The sequence below is a fragment of the Pseudomonas sp. CGJS7 genome, from assembly GCF_036961695.1.
Genome location: NZ_JBAMDI010000070.1, coordinates 34,975 through 57,026, shown reverse-complemented (window position 1 = coordinate 57,026; position 22,052 = coordinate 34,975). Strand labels below are relative to the sequence as shown.

General features: G+C 62.9%; 20 protein-coding genes and 1 tRNA gene. 16 read left to right on the top strand and 5 right to left on the bottom strand.

Going from position 1 to position 22,052, the window contains the following annotated elements; all coding sequences use genetic code 11:
- Positions 1–5: 5 nt before the first annotated feature.
- On the top strand, positions 6–197 hold the full coding sequence (locus V7787_RS32240; protein WP_336091420.1) for a hypothetical protein: 192 nt from the start codon (positions 6–8) through the stop codon (positions 195–197).
- Here V7787_RS32240 and rsgA read toward each other — a convergent pair.
- Complete coding sequence (rsgA, locus tag V7787_RS32235) at positions 166–1,197, bottom strand: small ribosomal subunit biogenesis GTPase RsgA (protein ID WP_064492375.1); 1,032 nt, start codon at positions 1,195–1,197, stop codon at positions 166–168. The two genes, V7787_RS32240 and rsgA, sit on opposite strands and share 32 nt — an antisense overlap.
- A 152-nt stretch (positions 1,198–1,349) precedes the next feature.
- On the opposite strand from rsgA, the gene orn reads away from it, so the two are divergent.
- Together orn and V7787_RS32225 are read left to right on the top strand one after the other, a co-directional pair.
- Positions 1,350–1,892 carry an oligoribonuclease gene (gene orn / locus V7787_RS32230; protein ID WP_003249514.1) on the top strand — a complete coding sequence of 181 codons (543 nt, stop codon included), beginning with the start codon at positions 1,350–1,352 and terminating at the stop codon, positions 1,890–1,892.
- A 91-nt stretch (positions 1,893–1,983) separates the two neighbouring features.
- Entirely contained in the window at positions 1,984–2,595 is a 612-nt protein-coding gene (locus V7787_RS32225; protein WP_020193322.1) for a trimeric intracellular cation channel family protein, read from the top strand.
- Between the two features lie 140 nt (positions 2,596–2,735).
- Here the strand turns inward: V7787_RS32225 and queG are convergent, their stop codons facing one another.
- Positions 2,736–3,800, bottom strand: a complete 1,065-nt coding sequence (queG, locus tag V7787_RS32220; RefSeq protein ID WP_336091419.1) for a tRNA epoxyqueuosine(34) reductase QueG — start codon at positions 3,798–3,800, stop codon at positions 2,736–2,738.
- Between the two features lie 65 nt (positions 3,801–3,865).
- Between queG and V7787_RS32215 the strand changes: the two genes are divergently transcribed.
- The 13 genes from V7787_RS32215 (at position 3,866) to V7787_RS32155 (ending at position 19,047) form a co-directional block, all read left to right on the top strand.
- Positions 3,866–4,726 (top strand): NAD(P)H-hydrate dehydratase, encoded by an 861-nt coding sequence (locus V7787_RS32215; RefSeq protein WP_336091417.1) that lies wholly within the window; start codon positions 3,866–3,868, stop codon positions 4,724–4,726.
- Entirely contained in the window at positions 4,714–5,187 is a 474-nt protein-coding gene (gene tsaE, locus V7787_RS32210) for a tRNA (adenosine(37)-N6)-threonylcarbamoyltransferase complex ATPase subunit type 1 TsaE (RefSeq protein WP_003249523.1), read from the top strand. Before V7787_RS32215 ends, tsaE begins: the two co-directional genes overlap by 13 nt.
- 11 nt (positions 5,188–5,198) lie before the next feature.
- Positions 5,199–6,629: an N-acetylmuramoyl-L-alanine amidase gene (locus tag V7787_RS32205; RefSeq protein ID WP_010955485.1), complete on the top strand. Its 1,431-nt coding sequence runs from the start codon at positions 5,199–5,201 to the stop codon at positions 6,627–6,629.
- Positions 6,629–8,527 carry a DNA mismatch repair endonuclease MutL gene (mutL, locus tag V7787_RS32200; protein ID WP_010955484.1) on the top strand — a complete coding sequence of 633 codons (1,899 nt, stop codon included), beginning with the start codon at positions 6,629–6,631 and terminating at the stop codon, positions 8,525–8,527. Before V7787_RS32205 ends, mutL begins: the two co-directional genes overlap by 1 nt.
- A gap of 1 nt (position 8,528) precedes the next feature.
- Positions 8,529–9,500 (top strand): tRNA (adenosine(37)-N6)-dimethylallyltransferase MiaA, encoded by a 972-nt coding sequence (gene miaA, locus V7787_RS32195; RefSeq protein WP_064492372.1) that lies wholly within the window; start codon positions 8,529–8,531, stop codon positions 9,498–9,500.
- 94 nt (positions 9,501–9,594) lie between these two features.
- Positions 9,595–9,855: an RNA chaperone Hfq gene (gene hfq / locus V7787_RS32190; RefSeq protein ID WP_003249532.1), complete on the top strand. Its 261-nt coding sequence runs from the start codon at positions 9,595–9,597 to the stop codon at positions 9,853–9,855.
- 12 nt (positions 9,856–9,867) lie between these two features.
- The gene (gene hflX, locus V7787_RS32185) at positions 9,868–11,169 is read left to right on the top strand and encodes a ribosome rescue GTPase HflX (RefSeq protein ID WP_012274456.1); all 1,302 of its coding nucleotides are present in this window, start codon (positions 9,868–9,870) and stop codon (positions 11,167–11,169) included.
- A gap of 96 nt (positions 11,170–11,265) precedes the next feature.
- Complete coding sequence (hflK, locus tag V7787_RS32180) at positions 11,266–12,447, top strand: FtsH protease activity modulator HflK (protein ID WP_014592593.1); 1,182 nt, start codon at positions 11,266–11,268, stop codon at positions 12,445–12,447.
- Positions 12,447–13,316: a protease modulator HflC gene (gene hflC / locus V7787_RS32175; RefSeq protein WP_003249538.1), complete on the top strand. Its 870-nt coding sequence runs from the start codon at positions 12,447–12,449 to the stop codon at positions 13,314–13,316. Before hflK ends, hflC begins: the two co-directional genes overlap by 1 nt.
- A 301-nt stretch (positions 13,317–13,617) precedes the next feature.
- The gene (locus V7787_RS32170) at positions 13,618–14,805 is read left to right on the top strand and encodes an ATP phosphoribosyltransferase regulatory subunit (protein ID WP_010955481.1); all 1,188 of its coding nucleotides are present in this window, start codon (positions 13,618–13,620) and stop codon (positions 14,803–14,805) included.
- Positions 14,806–14,861: 56 nt separating this feature from the next.
- A complete protein-coding gene (locus tag V7787_RS32165; RefSeq protein WP_003249542.1) occupies positions 14,862–16,154 on the top strand; it encodes an adenylosuccinate synthase in 1,293 nt (430 codons plus the stop codon).
- Positions 16,155–16,485: 331 nt separating this feature from the next.
- Positions 16,486–18,420, top strand: a complete 1,935-nt coding sequence (locus V7787_RS32160; RefSeq protein ID WP_020193403.1) for a methyl-accepting chemotaxis protein — start codon at positions 16,486–16,488, stop codon at positions 18,418–18,420.
- A 159-nt stretch (positions 18,421–18,579) separates the two neighbouring features.
- Positions 18,580–19,047: a DUF2867 domain-containing protein gene (locus V7787_RS32155; protein WP_064492371.1), complete on the top strand. Its 468-nt coding sequence runs from the start codon at positions 18,580–18,582 to the stop codon at positions 19,045–19,047.
- Positions 19,048–19,131: 84 nt separating this feature from the next.
- Here the strand turns inward: V7787_RS32155 and V7787_RS32150 are convergent, their stop codons facing one another.
- The 3 genes from V7787_RS32150 to V7787_RS32140 all read right to left on the bottom strand — a co-directional run bounded on the left by V7787_RS32150 (position 19,132) and on the right by V7787_RS32140 (position 22,037).
- Positions 19,132–20,697 carry an ABC transporter permease gene (locus V7787_RS32150; RefSeq protein WP_003249548.1) on the bottom strand — a complete coding sequence of 522 codons (1,566 nt, stop codon included), beginning with the start codon at positions 20,695–20,697 and terminating at the stop codon, positions 19,132–19,134.
- Positions 20,697–21,710 carry an extracellular solute-binding protein gene (locus tag V7787_RS32145; protein ID WP_003249550.1) on the bottom strand — a complete coding sequence of 338 codons (1,014 nt, stop codon included), beginning with the start codon at positions 21,708–21,710 and terminating at the stop codon, positions 20,697–20,699. Before V7787_RS32145 ends, V7787_RS32150 begins: the two co-directional genes overlap by 1 nt.
- A 240-nt stretch (positions 21,711–21,950) precedes the next feature.
- Positions 21,951–22,037, bottom strand: a tRNA-Leu gene (locus V7787_RS32140).
- Positions 22,038–22,052: the final 15 nt, after the last annotated feature.

The following is a 22,052-nucleotide window of genomic DNA, read 5'->3' as shown; positions in this document are numbered from 1 at the left end:
TACGCATCGGTGATTGGGCGCAGGCCGTCGTAGGAGCGGGTTCACCCGCGAAAGGGCCGGACCTGCTGGCCAATTTCCACCTGCCGTTCACCGTTGCAGTCGCCACCGTATTCGCGGGTAAACCCGCTCCTACAAGGGATCGCGGCAACTTTCAATTCGAGCGTTTCAGTAGCTGTCTTCTGCCAGGCTGGCGATGATCGAGCGGTAGCTGTTCATGCGCTGCGGCTTGATGCGCCCCTCTTCCAGTGCCTTGAGCAGCGCGCAGCCCGGTTCGCGGTCATGCTTGCAGTCGCGGAAGCGGCAGGTGCCGAACAGGTCGCGGAACTCGATGAAGCCATCCTCCACGTCGTCGCGGCTGACATGGCCAAGGCCGAACTCGCGGATACCCGGCGAGTCGATCAGGTCGCCGCCGTTCGGGAAGTGGTACAGCCGCGCCGTGGTGGTGGTGTGGGTACCCTGGCCTGACCATTCCGACAAGTCGCCGACGCGGGTGCCGGCGTCTGGCAGCAGGCTGTTGACCAGCGACGACTTGCCCACCCCCGACTGGCCGACGAACACGCTGATATGGCCGTCGAGTTGCTGCTGCAGGCGCTGCATGCCGTCGCCCTGGTGAGCCGATACTTCCAGCAGCGGGTAGCCCAGTTCGCGGTAGATCTCCAGCAGCGCATGCAGGCCGGGGCCGTTCTCGTCGTTGATCAGGTCGGCCTTGTTCAACAGCAGCAGCGGGCGCAGGCCGGCGTGCTCGGCCGCTACCAGATAGCGGTCGATCAGGTTCGGGTGCGGCTCCGGCGCCGGGGCGAACACGATCACGATCAGGTCGACGTTGGCTGCCACCGGCTTGAGTTGACCATGGTTGTTCGGCCGGCACAGCTCGGTGCTGCGCGGCATCTGCGCCACGATCACGCCGATGCCCTGGTTACCCGCACGCCACACGACACGGTCGCCGGTGACCAGTGCTGGCAGGTTGGCGCGCAAATGGCAGCGGAACACCTGGCCTGCGGTTTCGCCATCCTGAGCTTCAACTTCTACCTGCACGCCGAAGTGCGCGATCACCAGGCCCAGTTGTTCCGGCCCCAGGTCGCCACCTTCCAGTTCCTGCAGTGCATGCTGCTCGCGTTTGGCCGCGCGAGCGGCGCGCTCGCCCTGGATTTTTTCGATCCGCCAGTTTTGGCGGCGATTGAGCTGGCGTTTGGCCATGAAGGTACCGTAAGAGAGGCCCGGCGTGGGGCATTGAAAACGGCAGGCAGTTTAGCACGCCCGCCGCTGGACTATTCTGCTCACCTTTGTGCCGTGAATGGGCGTGCCTTGGCCACTAGGCTAATATGACCGCCTATATGAGGAGCCCCTGCATGCAAAACCCACAGAACCTGATCTGGATCGACCTGGAAATGACCGGCCTGGATCCGGACAGCGACGTCATCATCGAAATGGCCACCATCGTCACCGACAGCGAGCTCAATACCTTGGCCGAAGGGCCGGTGATCGCCATCCACCACAGTGACGAAGTGCTGGCGCGCATGGACGAGTGGAACACCCGCACCCATGGTGCTTCGGGGCTGACCCAGCGCGTACGCGAGAGCAAGGTCAGCATGGCCGAAGCCGAGGCACAGACCATCGCCTTCCTCGAGCAGTGGGTGCCTAAAGGCAAGTCGCCGATCTGCGGCAACAGCATCTGCCAGGATCGTCGTTTCCTCTACCGCCACATGCGCAACCTGGAAAACTACTTCCACTACCGCAACCTGGATGTCTCCACCCTCAAGGAACTGGCCGCGCGCTGGGCGCCGGACGTGCGTGACAGCTTCAAGAAGGGCAATACCCACCTGGCGCTGGACGATATCCGCGAATCGATCGCCGAACTGCGTCACTATCGCGAGCACTTCATCAAGCTGTGAGTCGAATTGGCGCAGATATTGTATCTGCGCCCCCTTTTGGTGCCCTGGGCAACTGGTTAGACTGCGCGCCTTTCCTGCACGGACCCGCACCATGTTGTTGATGCTCTACCTTATCGCCATTACCGCCGAAGCCATGACTGGCGCGCTGTCTGCCGGGCGTCGCGGCATGGACTGGTTTGGCGTGGTGCTGATCGCCTGCGTCACTGCGCTTGGGGGCGGCTCGGTGCGTGATGTGCTGCTCGGGCATTATCCGCTGACCTGGGTGAAGCACCCTGAGTACCTGGTGCTGACCAGTTTTGCGGCGCTGCTGACCATTTTCATCGCGCCAATGATGCGCCGCCTTCGCTCGCTGTTCCTGGTGCTCGATGCCCTGGGGCTGGTGGCGTTTACCCTGATAGGTTGCATGACGGCGCTGGAGATGGGGCAGGGCATGCTGGTGGCGTCGATCAGCGGGGTGATCACCGGGGTGTTCGGCGGGATCCTGCGGGATATCTTCTGCAACGACATCCCGCTGGTGTTTCGCCGTGAGCTGTATGCCAGCGTGTCATTTGCGGCGGCCTGGTTCTATCTGGGATGCGTGTATTTCAAGGTGCCGGCGGAGCAGGCGATGTTGCTGACTCTGTTTGGCGGCTTCCTGTTGCGCCTGTTGGCGATACGCTTCCACTGGGAAATGCCTAAGTTCCACTACAACGACCAGCAGTGACGCAATTTACAAGCGCAACAGGGCCCTTGTGGGAGCGGGCGTGCCCGCGAACACCGGCGAAGCCGGTGCCATTCCCTGTGTTGCCTGCTTCGCGGGCGCGCCCGCTCCCACAAGGATGGCGCATGCTCTGAGGCTGGTCGCTATTGAGCTCCGTGTCGGGCCAGCGCCCACTCCACATGCTCGCGCACCAATTCCGATTCATCGTCACGCCGGGCCTTCAGCGCCTCGATCACCGGAATCGTGGAGGGCGCATTGCCCAACCCCACCGCCAGGTTGCGCAAGAACCGCTCGTACCCCGCCCGCCGCAAAGGCCCGCCCTCGGTCTTGCGCAGGAAGGTGCGTTCATCCCATAGGAACATCGCCGCCAGGTCGGTATTTTCCAGCCCGTGCCGTGGCTGGAAGTCCTGCTCCTGGCTGTGCTTGGCAAAGCGGTTCCAGGGGCAGACGATCTGGCAGTCGTCGCAACCGAATACCCGGTTGCCCATCTTTGCGCGTAACTCGACAGGGATCGCGCCCTTCAGCTCGATGGTCAGGTACGAGATGCAGCGTCGCGCATCCAGCACATAGGGCCCGACAAACGCTTGTGTCGGGCAGATGTCCAGGCAGGCCTGGCAACGCCCGCAGTGCTCGCTGGTGGTGGCTTCGTCCACCGGCAACGGCAGGTCGACGAACAGTTCGGCAAGGAAGAAGTAGCTGCCCGCCTTGCGGTTGAGCAGCAGCGTATTCTTGCCGATCCAACCCAGCCCGGCCTGTTCGGCCAAGGCTTTTTCCAGTACCGGGGCGCTGTCCACGAAGGCGCGGTAGCCGAACGGGCCGATGGCTTCCTGGATGCGGTCGGCGAGGAACTGCACGCGCTTGCGCACCAGCTTGTGGTAATCCCGGCCAAGCGCGTAGCGTGACACGTAGGCCTTCTCGGACTGGGCCAGGCGCTGCGCCATCTGCGTGTCGCCGGGCAGGTAGTCCATACGTAGCGAGACCACGCGTACCGTGCCGGGGATCAGTTGGTCGGGATGTGACCTTTTGCTGCCGTGGGCGCCCAGGTATTCCATTTCACCCTGATAACCGGCGTCGAGCCAACGCTGCAGGTGGTGTTCGTGTTCGCCAAGGTCGACCCCGGCGATGCCAACATGGGCAAAACCGAGTTCCTGGCCCCAAATCTTGATCGATTGGGCCAGTTGGGCGAGGTCAGGTGTAGAGGCGGACATGGATGGGCAAGGCAATACGGGCTCAGGTGCGTATAATTCTGCCAGACATTGGAGCCTTTGACCCCATGCCGCAGACCAAACACCCCAGTAATGCCCCACAATTGCTCAGCAGCGTGACGGTTGCCCGCCTGCCGGCACGGCAGGCGCATGCCCACAAAGGCGACTTTGGCCATGTACTGGTGGTCGGGGGCGACCTAGGTACCGGAGGTGCTGTGTTGCTCAGCGCCGAAGCCGCCCTGCGGTGCGGCGCCGGGCTGGTCAGCGTGGCAACCCGGCCCGAGCACGTGTCGGCCAGCCTGGCGCGCCTGCCCGAAGTCATGTGCCTGGGTGTCTGTTCGGCCAACCAGCTGATGGGCGTGCTGGAGCGCGCCTCGGTGCTGGTAGTCGGGCCCGGCCTGGGACAGGCGGCGTGGGGCCGCAGCCTGCTGTCGGCGGTGGCCAACGCCGAGCGGCCGCAAGTGTGGGATGCCGATGCCCTGAATTTGCTGGCGCGCACCCCGCTGGCCCTGCCCAGTGGCAGCATCCTTACTCCACACCCGGGGGAGGCGGCGCGGCTGCTGGGGATTGCCACCGAGGCGGTGCAGGCCGACCGCCCTGGTGCTGCGCGCAAGCTGGCGCGCCGTTATAACAGCGTCTGTGTGCTCAAGGGTGCTGGCACACTGGTGGCAGCCCCGAGCGGGCAGCTGGCGTTGTGCGAGCGCGGGCACCCGGCGATGGCCGGCGCCGGCCTGGGCGATGTGCTGACTGGCGTGCTGGCAGCCCTGTTGGCCCAAGGCCTGGATGCCTGGGGCGCGGGCTGTCTGGGGGCGTGGCTGCACGCCTGTGCCGGCGAGCGTCTTGGGAAAAAAGGTAGAGGCCTGGCGGCCAGTGATCTGGCGCCGGCCATTCGTGAGTTGTTGGAGGAGCATTCTGCGTGTCTGGCTTAAATCTGTTTCTGGCCGATGAAGAGGCCACGGTCAAATTCGGTGCAGCACTGGCTGAGGTGACCGGCGGTCGCGGCGTGATTTTCCTCGAGGGCGACCTGGGCGCGGGTAAAACTACCCTGTCGCGTGGCCTGATCCGTGGTCTGGGCCATACTGGTGCTGTGAAAAGCCCGACGTTCACCGTGGTCGAACCCTATGAAATCGGCGAGGTCCGAGCCTTTCACTTCGACCTGTATCGCCTGGTCGACCCGGAGGAGCTTGAGTTCATGGGCATTCGTGACTATTTCGAGGGCGACCCGCTGTGCCTGTTCGAATGGCCACAAAAGGGTGCGGGCGTTTTGCCAAAGCCTGACCTGACCATTACCATAAGCCCCCAAGCGAGTGGACGCTCGCTGAACCTTTCGCCGCAGGGGGCTCGCGGCGAGGCCTGGTGCGTGGCACTGGCCGAACACTATAAACAGTAAGTGGGGTAGGTATGCGCATACGCGCACTGGTCGCCATCGTTGGGCTGCTGCTGACAACGGTGACCGTTGAGGCTCTGGCCGTCACTCAAGTCAAGAGCATGCGCCTGTGGCGCGCACCGGACAACACGCGGCTGGTCTTCGACCTGTCTGGCCCCGTGCAGCATAGTGTCTTCACCCTGAGCGCACCCGATCGCCTGGTCATCGACATCAATGGCGCAACACTGGCCGCGCCACTGAATGTGGCCACCTCCAACACGCCGATAAGCAGTGTACGTTCGGCTCAGCGTACGCCAACCGACCTTCGGGTTGTGGTCGACCTGAAAAAGTCGGTTACCCCGAAAAGCTTCACCCTGGCGCCCAACGCACAGTACGGCAACCGCTTGGTGGTCGACCTGTATGACCAGGAAGCTGACGCTATCGCGGCCAGCGCGCCGCCACCTGCTCCGGCCCCGGTACAAACGCCTGCGACCACGCCGGCGGTACCAGTGACGCCGGCCCAGCCGGCGATCAAGCTACCACCGGTACCCAGTGGCAAGCGTGACATCGTGGTTGCCATCGATGCCGGGCACGGCGGCGAAGACCCTGGCGCTTCCGGCTCGCGTGGCCAGCACGAAAAAGACATCGTGTTGCAGATCGCCAAGGAACTGCAGCGTCAGATCAACAGCGAAAAAGGTTTCCGTGCAGAGCTGACCCGCACCGGTGACTACTTCATCCCGCTGCGCAAGCGTACGGAAATCGCCCGCAAGAAAGGCGCCGACCTGTTCATTTCGATTCACGCCGACGCGGCCCCGTCGCGCGCAGCCTTTGGCGCCTCGGTGTTCGCCCTGTCCGATCGCGGCGCCACCTCCGAGACAGCGCGCTGGCTGGCCGACACGGAAAACCGTTCTGACCTGATCGGTGGTGCGGGTAATGTCAGCCTCGACGACAAGGACCGCATGCTCGCTGGCGTGCTGCTTGATCTGTCGATGACCGCTACGCTCAGCTCCAGCCTCAACGTGGGGCAAAAGGTGTTGGGCAACATGGGGCGGGTGACTTCGTTGCACAAGCAGCGCGTGGAGCAAGCCGGGTTCATGGTGCTGAAGTCGCCGGATATTCCGTCGATCCTCGTTGAAACCGGGTTCATCTCGAACAACAACGAAGCAGCCAAGCTGGCCTCGTCGAGCCACCAGCAGGCGCTGGCCCGTTCGATCCGCACCGGGGTGCACCAGTACTTCCAGCAGAACCCGCCACCTGGCACCTATATCGCCTGGCTGCGTGACACCGGCAAGATCGCCGCCGGCCCGCGTGAACACACCGTACGCCCTGGCGAAACCCTGGCGATGCTCGCCGTGCGTTACCAGGTCAGTGTGGCCAGTCTGCGCAGCATCAACAGCCTGAAGACCGATGAGCTGAAGGTTGGCCAGCGCCTCGATGTACCCGCCACAACCTTGGCCGCGCAATGATGAGTGGCGGTTCGCGAATTCAGCTGCTCAGCCCGCGGCTGGCCAACCAGATTGCCGCCGGCGAGGTTGTCGAGCGGCCGGCGTCTGTGGCCAAGGAACTGCTGGAAAACAGCCTGGACTCCGGTGCCCGGCGCATCGATATCGAAGTCGAGCAGGGCGGCGTCAAACTGCTGAAGGTGCGGGATGATGGCAGCGGCATTTCTGCCGACGACCTGCCGCTGGCCCTGGCCCGACACGCCACCAGCAAGATCCGCGAGCTGGAAGACCTTGAAGGGGTATTGAGCCTGGGCTTCCGTGGCGAGGCCTTGGCCTCGATCAGTTCGGTGGCGCGCCTGACCCTGACCTCGCGTACCGCCAGTGCCAGTGAGGCCTGGCAAGTAGAAACCGAAGGCCGCGACATGACGCCGCGGGTGCAGCCGGCGGCGCACCCGGTCGGTACCTCGGTGGAAGTGCGCGATTTGTTCTTCAATACCCCGGCCAGGCGCAAGTTCCTCAAAGCCGAGAAAACCGAATTCGATCACTTGCAGGAAGTGATCCGGCGGCTGGCGCTGGCCCGTTTCGATGTCGGCTTCCACCTGCGCCACAATGGCAAGAGCATCCTCAGCCTGCACGAGGCCCACGACGAAATCGCCCGTGCACGGCGGGTGGGTGCCATCTGCGGGCCGGGCTTCATGGAGCAGGCACTGCCGATCGACGTCGAGCGCAACGGCCTGCGCCTTTGGGGCTGGGTCGGCCTGCCGACGTTCTCGCGCAGCCAGGCAGACCTGCAGTACTTCTTCGTCAATGGCCGGGCAGTGCGCGACAAACTGGTCGCCCATGCCGTGCGTCAGGCCTATCGGGACGTGCTGTTCAACGGCCGCCACCCCACGTTCGTGCTGTTCCTGGAACTGGAGCCCAACGGCGTCGATGTGAACGTGCACCCTACCAAGCATGAAGTACGGTTCCGTGAAGGGCGCTCGGTGCATGACTTCCTGTATGGCACCTTGCACCGTGCCTTGGCCGATGTACGTCCGGAAGACCAGCTGGCCGCACCTGCTGCCGTACCTGAGCTGGTTCGCCCCACGGGCCAGCAGGCCGGTGAGTTCGGGCCCCAGGGTGAAATGCGCCTGGCCTCGCCGGTGCTTGAACAGCCTCGAGCCCCGCAACAGTCGTTTTCCAATGGTGGCAGTGGCGCCGGTTACCAGTATCAATACACCCCACGTCCCTCGCAGCCGCTGCCGGCCGCAGAGGCACAGGCGGTGTATCGCGAGTTCTATAAGCCACTGGAAACAGGTGCAGCGCCAGCGACGGCACTGCCCGAAAGCCAGGGCGACATTCCCCCGCTAGGCTATGCCCTGGCGCAGCTCAAGGGTATCTACATCCTGGCCGAGAATGCTGTTGGCCTGGTGCTGGTGGACATGCACGCCGCCCACGAGCGGATAATGTACGAGCGCCTCAAGGTGGCCATGGCCAGCGAGGGCCTGAGCGGCCAGCCGCTGCTGGTGCCGGAGACCCTGGCCCTCAGCCAGCGTGAAGCCGACTGTGCCGAAGAGCATGCACAGTGGTTTCAGCGCCTGGGCTTCGAATTGCAGCGCCTGGGCCCCGAGACCTTGGCGATTCGCCAGATCCCGGCCTTGCTCAAGCAGGCTGAAGCCAACCGCCTGGTGCAGGACGTGCTTGCCGACCTTATGGAGTACGGCACCAGTGATCGCATTCAGGCGCACCTCAACGAGCTGCTCGGCACCATGGCTTGCCACGGTGCCGTGCGCGCCAACCGGCGACTGGCAATTCCCGAGATGAACGCCCTGCTGCGCGACATGGAAAACACCGAGCGCAGCGGCCAGTGCAACCATGGTCGTCCTACCTGGACCCAGATGGGTCTGGACGATCTGGACAAACTTTTCCTGCGCGGTCGATGAAATGAGCGGCAAGCCCCCTGCAATATTCCTGATGGGTCCGACGGCGGCCGGCAAGACCGACCTTGCCATCGAACTGACCACAGTGCTGCCGTGTGAACTGATCAGCGTCGATTCGGCACTTGTCTACCGGGGCATGGATATCGGTTCGGCCAAGCCGTCGAAAGAAGTCCTCGCTGCCCACCCGCACCGGCTGATCGACATTCTCGACCCGGCCCAGAGCTATTCCGCCGCGCAGTTCCGTGCCGACGCGCTGGAGGCCATGGCCGAGATCACCGCGCGCGGCAAGATCCCGCTGCTGGTCGGCGGCACCATGCTCTATTACAAGGCGTTGATCGATGGCCTGGCCGACATGCCGGCCGCCGATGCGACGGTGCGCGCCGAGCTGGAAGCGCAGGCTGAAGCCCTGGGCCTGGCCGAGCTGCACCGCCAGTTGGCCGAAGTCGACCCGGAGTCCGCGGCACGTATCCACCCCAATGACCCGCAGCGGCTGATCCGGGCATTGGAGGTGTACCGGGTGAGCGGCGAGAGCATGACAGCTCATCGTCGGCGTCAATTCGCGGAAAGTCGCGGCGCAGACGCAGGCGCCGGCGGACATTTGCCCTATACTGTCGCCAGTTTGGCGATCGCTCCTACAGATCGTCACATTTTGCATCAGCGAATTGCGTTACGATTTTCGAAGATGCTGGAACAGGGCTTCGTTGACGAGGTCCGATCGCTGCGAGCCAGAAGTGACTTGCACGCCGGGCTGCCGTCTATACGGGCAGTGGGGTATCGGCAAGTCTGGGATTACCTGGATGGCAAGCTGACTGAGAATGAGATGCGTGAACGCGGTATCATCGCTACCCGGCAGCTGGCCAAGCGGCAGTTCACCTGGTTGCGTGGCTGGCCTGAAGTGCACTGGCTTGACAGCCTGGCCTGCGACAATCTGTCCCGCACCTTGAAATACCTTGGGGCCATCTCCATATTGAGCTGAGTCCCTGCTGATTGCCGTCTATTCTTGCGAAGGGGCGGCCTAATTTATCGATTTTATTGATTTTCTATTATTTATCCTTACAGGAGTGCGGCATATGTCAAAAGGGCATTCGCTACAAGACCCTTACTTGAACACCTTGAGAAAAGAAAAGGTCCCGGTATCCATTTACCTGGTCAACGGTATCAAACTGCAGGGCTCGATCGAATCGTTCGACCAGTTCGTGGTGTTGCTGAAGAACACCGTCAGCCAGATGGTCTACAAGCACGCCATCTCGACCGTAGTTCCGGCCCGTCCGGTCCGCCTGCCAAGCCCGACCGACAGCGAGCACGGCGACAGCGAGCCAGGCAACGCCTGATAGGAGCCTGCATTGTTCTTTGAGCGCCACGGTGGTGGTGAGCGGGCGTTGCTCGTTCACTTGGAAGGTCAGAACCCTGAGGCGCGCGAAGACCCGCAGGAGTTTCAGGAGTTGGCATTGTCGGCCGGTGCCGACATCGTCTCGCTGGTCACGGTGACAAGGCATCAGCCTTCCGCCAAATACCTGATTGGCAGTGGCAAGGTCGAAGAGCTGCACGACCTGGTCCATGCCGAACAGGTAGACCTGGTGATTTTCAATCACACCCTCACGCCTAGTCAGGAGCGCAACCTTGAACGTGTGTTCGAGTGTCGTGTGCTCGACCGTACCGGGCTGATCCTCGATATCTTCGCCCAACGGGCGCGTACCCATGAAGGCAAGCTGCAGGTCGAACTGGCCCAGCTGGAGCACATGAGCACGCGGCTGGTGCGCGGCTGGACTCACCTTGAGCGACAAAAAGGTGGTATCGGCCTGCGCGGCCCGGGTGAAACCCAGCTGGAAACCGACCGCCGCCTGTTGCGGGTGCGTATACGCCAGATCAAGTCACGCCTGGAGAAAGTGCGCAGCCAGCGTGAGCAGGCGCGTCGCGGGCGCAAGCGCGCGGATATCCCCTCGGTGTCGCTGGTGGGTTATACCAACGCCGGCAAGTCCACGCTGTTCAACGCCCTGACCGAATCCGAGGTGTATGCCGCGGACCAGCTGTTCGCCACCCTCGACCCGACCCTGCGCCGGCTCGAGCTCAACGACCTGGGGCCGATCGTGCTGGCCGACACCGTAGGCTTCATTCGCCACCTGCCGCACAAGCTGGTCGAGGCATTTCGGGCTACGCTCGAAGAGTCGAGCAACTCCGACCTGTTGCTGCATGTGATCGACGCCCATGAGCCAGAGCGCATGGAGCAGATCGAGCAGGTGCTGGCGGTGTTGGGCGAGATCGGTGCCGAGGGGTTGCCGATCCTGGAGGTGTACAACAAACTCGACTTGCTCGAAGATGTCGAGCCACAGATCCAGCGCAATGCCGATGGCAAGCCGGAACGGGTCTGGGTATCGGCACGCGATGGGCGTGGCCTGGAGCTGGTTGGCCAGGCGGTTGCCGAGTTGCTGGGGGATGATCTGTTTGTCGGTACCCTGTGCCTGGAGCAGCGTTTTGCCCGCTTGCGCGCGCAATTCTTTGCCTTGGGTGCCGTGCAGAGTGAAGAGCATGATGAAGAAGGGCGCAGCCTGCTGAGCGTGCGACTGCCCATGGTCGAACTGAATCGCCTGGTCAGCCGCGAAGGCATGGAGCCGCAAGTGTTTGTCGAGCAACACACTTTGCAATAAATGCTCGTCGAGGTCGCCGGGCAGCAGTGACAGGCATTCTGTAGCATTGGACGGCGCGCCGTGGGCGCGTCTTTGCTTTATCAGATGGAGAGCGCTATGGCTTGGAACGAGCCGGGTGGCAACTCGAACAATCAGGATCCCTGGGGCGGCCGCCGTGGTGGCGGTGGCGGCGGTGGTGACAAGAAAGGTCCACCGGATCTGGACGAGGCCTTCCGCAAACTGCAGGACAGCCTGAATGGCATGTTCGGCGGCAGCAAGAAACGTGGCGGCGGTGATCGCAATGTCGGCAAGGGCGGTGGCCTGGGCCTGCTGGGCATCGGCCTGGCGGTGCTGGCTGCAATCTGGCTGTACAGCGCCGTGTATGTGGTCGACGAGCAGGAGCAGGCGGTTGTGCTGCGCCTCGGCAAGTACTATGAGACGGTCGGTCCCGGCCTGAACATCTACTTCCCGCCGCTTGATCGCAAGTACATGGAAAACGTCACGCGTGAGCGTGCCTACACCAAGCAGGGCCAGATGCTGACCGAAGACGAGAACATCGTCGAGGTGCCTCTGACCGTCCAGTACAAGATCAGCAACCTGCAGGACTTCGTGCTCAACGTCGACCAGCCTGAGGTGAGCTTGCAGCACGCGACCGAGAGTGCTCTGCGTCACGTGGTGGGTTCCACTTCGATGGACCAGGTGTTGACCGAGGGTCGTGAGCAGATGGCCGTGGATATCCGCGAACGCCTGCAGCGCTTCCTCGACACCTACCGTACCGGTATCACCGTTACCCAGGTCAACGTACAGAGCGCGGCAGCCCCGCGTGAAGTGCAGGAAGCCTTCGACGACGTGATCCGCGCCCGCGAAGACGAGCAGCGTGCCCGCAACCAGGCCGAGTCCTATGCCAATGGCGTGGTGCCGGAAGCCCGTGGTCAGGCCCAGCGCATCATCGAGGACGCCAATGGTTACCGCGACGAAGTCATCGCCCGGGCCAAGGGTGAGGCAGACCGCTTCACCAAGCTGCTTGCCGAGTACCGCAAGGCACCTGACGTAACCCGTGAGCGTCTGTATCTGGAGACCATGCAAGAGGTCTACAGCAACTCGAGCAAGGTCATGGTGGCAACCAAGGACGGGCAGAGCAACCTGCTCTACCTGCCACTGGACAAGATGGTCGAAGGCAGCCGCAAGCCGTCCATGCCAACCACCAGCGCGTCGCCATCGGCTAACGATGCGGCCGCTCGTGCCGCGCAGGACATGCAACAGCAACAGCAGCCGCTGCGTACTAGGGAGAGCCGCTGATGAGCAATAGATCGCTGATCGCCCTGATCGCCGCCGTGGTCCTGGCCATTGTGGCCTGGAACAGCTTCTACATCGTGTCCCAGACCGAGCGGGCGGTACTGCTGCGTTTCGGTAAGGTGGTCCAGGCGGATGTTCAGCCAGGCCTGCACGTGAAGATTCCGTACGTGAACCAGGTGCGCAGGTTCGACGCTAGGCTGATGACACTCGACGCTCCTACCCAGCGGTTCCTGACCCTGGAAAAGAAAGCGGTGATGGTCGACGCCTACGCCAAGTGGCGCGTCAAGGACGCTGAACGCTTCTACACCGCCACGTCCGGCATGAAGCAGATCGCCGACGAGCGTCTGTCGCGTCGTCTGGAAAGTGGCCTGCGCGACCAGTTCGGTAAGCGTACCCTGCACGAAGTGGTTTCCGGTGAGCGTGATGCACTGATGGCTGACATCACTGCATCGCTGAACCGCATGGCGAGCAAGGAACTGGGCATCGAGGTGGTCGACGTGCGCGTCAAGGCCATCGACCTGCCGAAGGAAGTCAACCGCAGCGTGTTCGACCGCATGAGCACCGAGCGTGAGCGTGAAGCCCGCGAGCACCGTGCCAAGGGTAACGAGCTGGCTGAAGGTATCCGTGCCGATGCCGACCGTCAGCGCCGTGTGCTGCTGGCCGAGGCTTATCGCGAAGCAGAAGAGACCCGTGGTGATGGTGATGCCCAAGCGGCCGCTATCTATGCCAAGGCTTACAGCCAGGACGCTGATTTCTATGCGTTCCACCGTAGCCTGCAGGCATACCGCGAGAGTTTCTCGAGCAAGAGCGACGTGATGGTCCTGGACCCGAAGAACGAATTCTTCCGTTACCTGGACAAGAGCAGACCGTGATGCTCAGGCCCTGATTTTCATGCAGCGGCACCCCGCCTGGCAGCTAATGCACCAGGCGGGGTGCATCCTGAATGAAAAGGGGTGTATGATGAGGCAGCCGGGAAATTTCCCGGCTTTTTTGCGTCTGCAAGGTTGATTGGCACAGCGCCGGTTGACAGTTTGGTCAGCTCGCAAGGCAATTTGAGGGTGTCGGGTACGGTGGCTGCGCTGGGATCAGTGCTGCCCGCTGCTGTGCGCGATACCGGCTTTTCTGACGGTTTGCCTGCTGGCAAGCCGCCCGGACCAGAGGGGAAATGGCGTAATGGCAACGGTAGACCGCTGGCTGCTGCCAGATGGCATCGAGGAAGTACTGCCACCTGAGGCTGCGCGCATCGAGATCGCGCGCCGCCAGGTGTTGGACCTGTTCCAGAGTTGGGGCTACGAACTGGTCGTCACCCCGCATATCGAGTACCTGGAGTCGCTGCTTACCGGCGCCGGCCAGGACCTGGATCAGCGCACCTTCAAGGTAGTGGACCCGCAGTCCGGCCGCCTGATGGGCTTCCGCGCCGACTTCACCCCGCAGGTAGCGCGTATCGATGCGCACACACTGCGCCGTGAGGGCCCGAGCCGCCTGTGCTATGCCGGCAGCGTGCTGCACGCCCAGCCGCGTGCCCTGTCCACCTCGCGCAGCCCGATCCAGCTGGGTGCCGAACTGTACGGCGATGCCAGCCCTACCAGCGACGTCGAAGTCATCAGCCTGATGCTCGCCACGCTGCAACTGGCCGATGTGCCGGATGTGCACATGGACCTGGGCCACGTCGGCATCTACCGCGGCCTGGCCCGTGCCGCCGGCCTGTCCGGCGCGGTCGAACAGCAGCTGTTCGACGCCATGCAACGCAAGGCTGTCGATGAAGTGCAGGCGCTGACCGCCGACCTGCCGAAAGACTTGGGCAGCATGCTGCGCGCCCTGGTCGAGCTGTGTGGTGGTCGTGAAGTACTGGCTGAAGCCCGCGTGCGCCTCGGTCGCGCCCCGGCCAGCGTGCTGGCGGCGCTGGACGACCTGCTGGCGATCGCTGATCGCCTGGCGTCGCGCTACCCGGACCTGCCGCTGTATTTCGACCTCGGCGAGCTGCGTGGTTACCACTACCACACGGGCGTGGTGTTCGCCGTGTTCGTGCCAGGCGAAGGCCAATCGATCGCTCAGGGCGGGCGCTACGACGATATCGGCGCCGACTTTGGCCGGGCGCGCCCGGCCACTGGTTTCTCCACGGATTTGAAGACCCTGGTCACACTGGGGCGAGCGGAGGTCGTATTGCCAACTGGCGGCATCTGGATGCCGGACAGTGGCGATGCGGCCCTCTGGCAGCAAGTCTGCCAGTTGCGCAACGAGGGCCAGCGTGTGGTTCAGGCTCTGCCTGGCCAGCCGTTGAGTGCTGCTCTCGAGGCGGATTGTGATCGGCAATTGATTCAGCAAGACGGGCGCTGGCAGGTTCTGCCGCTGGCCCAGTGAGTTTCTGCGTCGGCAACAGGCCGGCAACCAAGTTTGCGTGAATGAGGACCAATGTAATGGGTAAGAATGTCGTCGTCCTGGGCACCCAGTGGGGTGATGAGGGCAAAGGCAAGATCGTCGATCTGCTGACCGAACATGCTGCCGCCGTAGTGCGCTACCAGGGTGGCCACAATGCGGGTCACACCCTGGTGATCAACGGTGAAAAGACCGTTCTGCACCTGATTCCGTCCGGCATCCTGCGTGAAGGCGTACAGTGCCTGATCGGTAACGGCGTGGTCGTTGCCCCGGATGCGCTGATGCGTGAAATCACCAAGCTGGAAGAGAAAGGCGTACCGGTGCGCGAGCGCCTGCGCATTTCCCCGGCTGCGCCGCTGATCCTGTCGTACCATGTGGCCCTGGATCAGGCCCGCGAAAAAGCCCGTGGCGAAGCCAAGATCGGCACCACCGGCCGTGGTATCGGCCCAGCTTACGAAGACAAGGTGGCACGTCGCGGCCTGCGCGTGGGTGATCTGTTCCACCGCGAGCGTTTCGCTGCCAAGCTGGGTGAGCTGCTGGATTACCACAACTTCCAGCTGGTGAACTACTACAAAGAGCCAGCCATCGACTTCCAGCAGACGCTGGACGAGTGCATGGCTTACGCCGAACAGCTCAAGCCGATGATGCTCGACGTCACCGCCGAGCTGCACAACCTGCGTCGCGCCGGCAAGGACATCATGTTCGAAGGCGCCCAGGGCTCGCTGCTGGACATCGACCACGGCACCTACCCGTACGTCACCAGCTCCAACACCACTGCCGGTGGTATTTCCACTGGTTCCGGCGTCGGCCCGATGTACCTCGACTACATCCTCGGCATCACCAAGGCCTACACCACTCGCGTAGGTTCCGGTCCGTTCCCGACCGAACTGTTCGACGAGACAGGTGCTACCTTGGCCAAGCGTGGCCACGAGTTCGGCTCCACCACCGGCCGTGCCCGTCGTTGCGGCTGGTTCGATGCCGTGATCCTGCGTCGCGCTATCGACGTCAACAGCATCTCGGGCATCTGCCTGACCAAGCTGGACGTACTGGACGGCCTGGAAACCATCAACATCTGCGTTGGCTACAAGAACGAGAACGGTGCCGTCATTGACGCGCCTTCCGATGCCGACAGCTACATTGGCCTTGAGCCGGTGTACGAAGAGATGCCAGGCTGGAGCGAGTCGACTCTGGGTGTGAAAACCCTGGAAGAGCTGCCGCAAGCTGCGCGTGACTACATCAAGCGCATCGAAGAGTTGGTTGGCGCGCCGATCGACATCATTTCGACCGGCCCGGACCGCAACGAGACCATCGTGCTGCGTCACCCGTTCGCCTGATCTGCCCTCCAGGCTGATCTGACGCCGCGGCCCTGAGAAGGGCCGCGGCGTTTTCATTTGTGGGCATGTCTGTGCTGGCCATTATCCACCGGCAATCCACCGTTGCTGCCGCTACTGTATTCGCGGGTAAACCCGCTCCTACACGGGGCACACAACGGTGGTTGGGCGCAGGCCGTTGTAGGAGCGGGTTTACCCGCGAATGGGCCTGCACACGAAACCCCTTTGCTAGACCTTGGCGCATTTCCCTGCTGCCTACGGCACAACCCTTGCTGTAAGAAGTTTCTGTAGATGCCATCAAAATAGTGGCGCCAGAAAACACGAGGGTTACACCGTGTCTGCCATCCTCTCACTGTTACGAAGCCGCCTATTGCGGCCTGTGTTTGTTGCCCTTGGTATCGCTCTTTTGGTGCAGGTGCTGGTTGCCGTTGCGCTCACCCGAAGCACGGTCACCGCTCTGGAGGCCGACCTTGGCGAACGGCTGGGTAATGACAGCCGCCAACTCGCAAGCGATCTGGAGCAAGCCGGGCAAGATGTGCGCTCTGGGCTCGACGGCCTGTCCAGCAGTACCCGTCAGCGCCTGAGCGCAGGGTTGTCGGAGCGCCTGCAAAGCGAGCAGCAGCAACTGCGCAGCACCCTGGAAAAGAACCTCAAGGATTCCGCCAACGACATGGCCGAGCTGCTGGCTTCGGTTGCGCCGCGGGCGATCTGGGACAACGACGTGCCGGTGCTCTCGGATTTCGCACGACGCGCTCAGCGCAACCCGAACGTGCTGTTCGTGGTGTACGACGACGCTCAAGGTCAGCACCTGACTCGCTACCTCAACCGGCAAAACCCGATCAACCAGGCTTTGATGGAAAAGGGCCAGGGCGAGCGTGCGCTGGACAAGGTGATTGATGCTGCCCGGCGTGACCCGGCGGTGTACTTCGTCGAAGCCTCGATCAGCCCCAATGGCACGGAAATCGGTAAGGTGGTGATGGGGGTTTCCACTGCCGGCATCGACCATGAGCTAAAGGCGTTGGACCAGCGCTTCGCAGCGCTGATCGCTAGCGGAGAGCAGTTGGTTGGCGACAGCCTGGTCGGAGCTGCTGCCGATAGCGGCAAGACCCTGCGTGAGCGCCTTGAGAAGGCGCAGGGCAGTGCTGCCGCCATGCAGGCCAATACCGCGCAAACCGTGCGCGATGCCGCTGCAGAGCTGCGCTGGCGTATCGGTCTGGGCCTGGTGCTGGTCGGCCTCGGGGTGCTGGTAGTGGTGGCTTTGGTGCTAGGCCGCCGGGTACTGAGCAAGCTGCGCCTGTTGATTGCCGCTCTCGATGACCTGGCGGCCGGCGAAGGTGACTTGACCAAGCGCGTGCCGCTCGACAGCCGAGATGAAATCGGCGACATGGCCTCGGCAGTGAACCGCTTTGTCGACAAGTTGCAGCCGATTGTGCGCGAAGCCGGCGAGGTGGCGCAGCGCACGGGTGTGGAGATTGGCGCGATGGCCCAGCGCAACGCTGGCGCAGATGCTGCCGCCGCATTGCAGCGCGATGAAGTGGCCGCCAGCCTGCGCGACCTGTCGAGCATGGCCGATGAAGCACAAGCCGAAAGTCATGCGATGCAGGCGGCGTTGCAGCAAGTGGTGGATATCCGCCAGGCGACCGATGAAAACAGCCGCACCTCGACCCAGCTTGCCGGTTTGATCGAGAACCTGGCTGGGCAGGTGGATGCCGGCTCCCAGGTGATCGAGCGCCTGGCCAAGCAGAGCGAGCAGATCGAAGTGGTGCTGACGGTGATCCACGGTATCGCCGAGCAGACCAACCTGTTGGCCTTGAACGCCGCCATCGAGGCGGCCCGTGCTGGCGAAACCGGGCGCGGCTTTGCCGTGGTGGCCGACGAGGTGCGCGCGCTGGCGAGCAAGACGCAAAGCTCTACGGGCGATATCCAGGCGCACATCGCAGCATTGCAGAAGGGCGCCAAGGAAGCTGTGGCCACCATCAGCCAGGCTGGGCTCAAGGCTAGCGAAGGCTTGCTGGTGCTGCGTGACAACGAGCGTCGGCAGCAGTCAGTGCAGGCGGCGGTGGAGCAGGTGCATGCGGCCATTGGCTTGGCTACCCGTGCGGCCGAGCAGCAGGCGAATGGCGCGCAGGCGGTGCGTGGGCGGGTGGAGACTATCCATGCTCAGGCTGAGCGTTCGGCTGAGGTGGTGATGCAGACTACGGCCAGCAGCAAGGTGCTGGATGATCTGGCGGCTCAGCTGCGCGCCAGCCTGGGCCAGTTCCGGGCCTGAATCCTGCGCGGTCTCTTGTGAGAGCAATTGTCTTGCTCAATTTCTAAAAGCTGGCGCGATCCCTGTGGGAGCGGGCTTGCCCGCGAACACGGGCGAAGCCCGTGCCATCCACCACGGTGTTGCTATGCTGTCGGCGACACATGGCAAAAGGAGTTGCTAATGTCCGCCCAACTAATCGCCGCCCAGGCCGACCTGAATTTCCTGCACAGTGACAGCGTAAAGCTCACTGACCCGATGACCGCCCTGCAAGCCTACTGCGCTATGACCTCGGACGTCCCCTACTGGCTGGCCCGGGCCTTCCGCATTCGCGACTTCATCTCACGCCGTTTCAATGTCGCCGATATCCACGGCTTCACTCGCGGCGATCCAACGCATGTGCCAGCCGTCGGTGAGCGCCTGGACTTCTTCACTGTCGAGGCCATCAGCGACCAGCAACTGGTCCTGACCTCGCGTGACACGCACCTGGCTGTGATGGTGAGCGTAGATCTAGATGAGCAGTGGGACGGGTGTCAGCGCTTGAGCGTGACCACCTCGGTGCAGTGCTTCAACACCTTCGGTCGGCTTTACATGTTGCCGGTCGGCAAGGCCCATGGGCCAATTGTGCGGCGCATGCTGCGTAACATCTGATGGCCTGATCACCGGCAAGCCCCCACAGGTACAGCGCAGGCCCTGAGACCGGTGCTGTACCTGAGGGCAAGCCCGCGAAGAAGTTCATGCCTTGTTCAGATACATCCGCGTAGTGAGCAGATATACCGGCAACCCCGACACCACGATCAGCAATGCCGCATACGGCGCCGCCGCCGCGAACTCGACATTGGCTGTGTGCGCCCACACTTCGGTGGCCAGGGTTGTCATGCCGGTCGGGCTGAGCAGCAGGGTAGCCGTCAGCTCTTTCATGGCATCCAGGAACACCAGTGCAAAGGCCGCTGCCATGGCCGGGAAGATGATCGGCAAGGTCACCCGGCAGAATGCGGCAAAGCTACTGGCGCCAAGGGTGCGCGCAGCTTCTTCCAGCGTTGGTGAGGCCTTGTTCAGTGCGGTGCGCACCGGCGACTGGGCCAGCGGCAGGAACAGCAGTGCATAGGCCAGCAACAACAGTGCCGTGGTCTGGTACAGCGCCGGCACGTAGTGCAGGGCGAAGAAAACCAGGGTCAGGGCAATCACCAGGCCGGGCAGGGCGTGCAGGAGGTAGGGCAGACGCTCAGCCCAAATCGCCAGGCGGCCTTTGTAGCGCACCACCAGGAAGCTGATAGGCAGAGCCAGCAGCACACAGAAGCCGGCACCGCCCAGCGACACCGACAGCGAGGTGAACAACGCCTTCGAGATGGCCGCCACCGGGAATGCCGCCGACGAACCCACGCTCAGCCAGTAACCGAGCATCGCCAGCGGAATGCCGCTGCCCAGCACCGCCAGGCCCACGCAGAACAGTTGCGCCAGCACCGCCCAGCCGCGCAGCCGCACCGGTTGCGCACGCCGGGCTACGCCCTGGCCGATGCGTACATGGCGGGCTTTGCCGCGCACCCGCAGTTCCAGCCACAGCATTGCCAGGCACATCGCCAGCAGCACGGCAGACAGCATGGCCGCGTTGGCGTTGCTGAACTCCAGTTCGAACTGCTGGTAGATCGCCGTGGTAAAGGTTTGCAGGCCGAGTATCGACAGCGCGCCAAACTCCACCAGCATATGCAGGGCAATCAGTAGCGCACCGCCGAGCATCGACGGCCACAGCAGCGGCAGGGTGACTTTGCTGAACACCCCCCAGCGGCTGCAACCCAGGGTGCGTGCCGACTCCTCCAGCGACGTGTCGAGGTTGCGCAGGGTCGCGGCAACGGGCAGGAACACCAGTGGGTATTTGGACAGGGCCATGACCATGATCGCGCCGCCCAGGCCTTCAAAGTCCGAACTTAGCGACACCCAGGTGAAGCTGCTGACGAACGACGGCACGGCGAATGGCAGGCACAGCACCACGCCCCACAAGCGGCGGCCGGCCAGGTTGCTGCGCTCCAGCAGCCAGGCCAGTGCCAGGCCGACCACCATGCAGGTCAGCGTCACCCCGACCATCAGCATCAGGGTGTTGCGCATCAGCCCCCAGACAAAGGGCCGCCACAGCAGGTGCAAAGCTTCGCGCCAGCCGGCCTCCCAGGCTTTGATGGCGACATAAGCCAGTGGCAGCAAGCTCATTGCCACAAGGAACAGCACAGGCAGCACTACCCAGATGGAAGGGCGCTTGCGGCGCGGTACGAAGCGTACCGGCACCGGTTCGGACAGGGCGGCAGTCATCAGAGCAGGCCGACCTCACGCTCAAGTTCGATGGCTTCCTCGGCATTGCCCAGGTCAGCTGGCGAGATCTTCGGCGGGCGCAGTTCGTCGAACGGCTTCAGGCCGCGGTCAGAAACCATGCCCTTGTGCAGCGGGTACTCGGCGGTGGTCTGGGTGATCACGCGCTGGCCTTCTTCGCTGGCCATCCAGTTGAGCAGGGCCTGGGCTTCTTTCGGGTGTTTGCTGGCCTTGACCACGCCTGCGCCGGAGATAGTGACCAGGTTGCCAGCATCGCCGTCGGCCAGGTAGTAGAGCTTGGTGTCCAGCTTGCCGCGTTCGCGTTCAAGCGCGTACCAGTAGTAGTTGTTGACCAGTACTGCAGCCACTTCACCTTTTTCCACGGCTTTGAGGGCAACCATGTTGTTGGTGTAGGTCTTGCCGAAGGCTTTCAGGCCGGTCAACCATTCTTCGGTGGCTTCACGCCCGTGCATCTTCAGGATGGCCACGGCCTGCTCCTGGAACGCACCGCTGGTAGGGACGTAGCCGACGCGGCCTTCCCACTCAGGGTTGGCGAAGTCCATCACCGTGGTCGGCAGGTCTTTCTCGTCGACTTTCTTCGGGTTGTACACCACGATGCGCGTACGGGCGGTGATACCCATCCAGGTGCCGTTCGCGCCAACGTACTCCTTGGGCATCATGTTCAGCGTGGCGTCGTCAATCTTGGCCAGCAGGCCCAGCTCGCCCAGGTTGTTCAGGGGCGGGGACTCTTCGGTATAGATGATGTCGGCCGGCGAACGATCACCTTCCTCGATGATCTGGCTGGCCAGCTGGTTGCTGCTGCCTTTGCGGATGTCGATGTGAATGCCGGTCTTGGCCTCATAGGCCTTGGCAATGGCTTCACCAATTTCCTTGTGCTGACCGTTGTACATGGTCAGCGTGACCGGTGCGTCTGCCATGGCGGCCGGAGCGCCGATGACCAGGCTCAGCACTGCGGCGGCCAGGGTACGCATCAGCGGTTGCGGGCGGATCGTCATGCGGGTACTTCCTCGCTTACGGCTACATATTTGGAAACAATGGTAAACGAAATTGTTTCTCAAGTGGCCGGGTGACGAGAAATTCATGGTCAGACCATGGTGCAAGGGGGGGCTGGGCGTGTGTTGACTTTACGGGCCTCTTCGCGGGTGAACCCGCTCCTACGAAGTGCGCGTATTGGGGGAGGGGCACAAAAAACGCAGGCAAGAAAAAACCCACTAGCAAGCTAGTGGGTTTTTGTATGGTGCCCAGGAGAAGACTCGAACTTCCACGACCTTGCGGTCACTGATACCTGAAACCAGCGCGTCTACCAATTCCGCCACCTGGGCAAAGCTTTACATCAT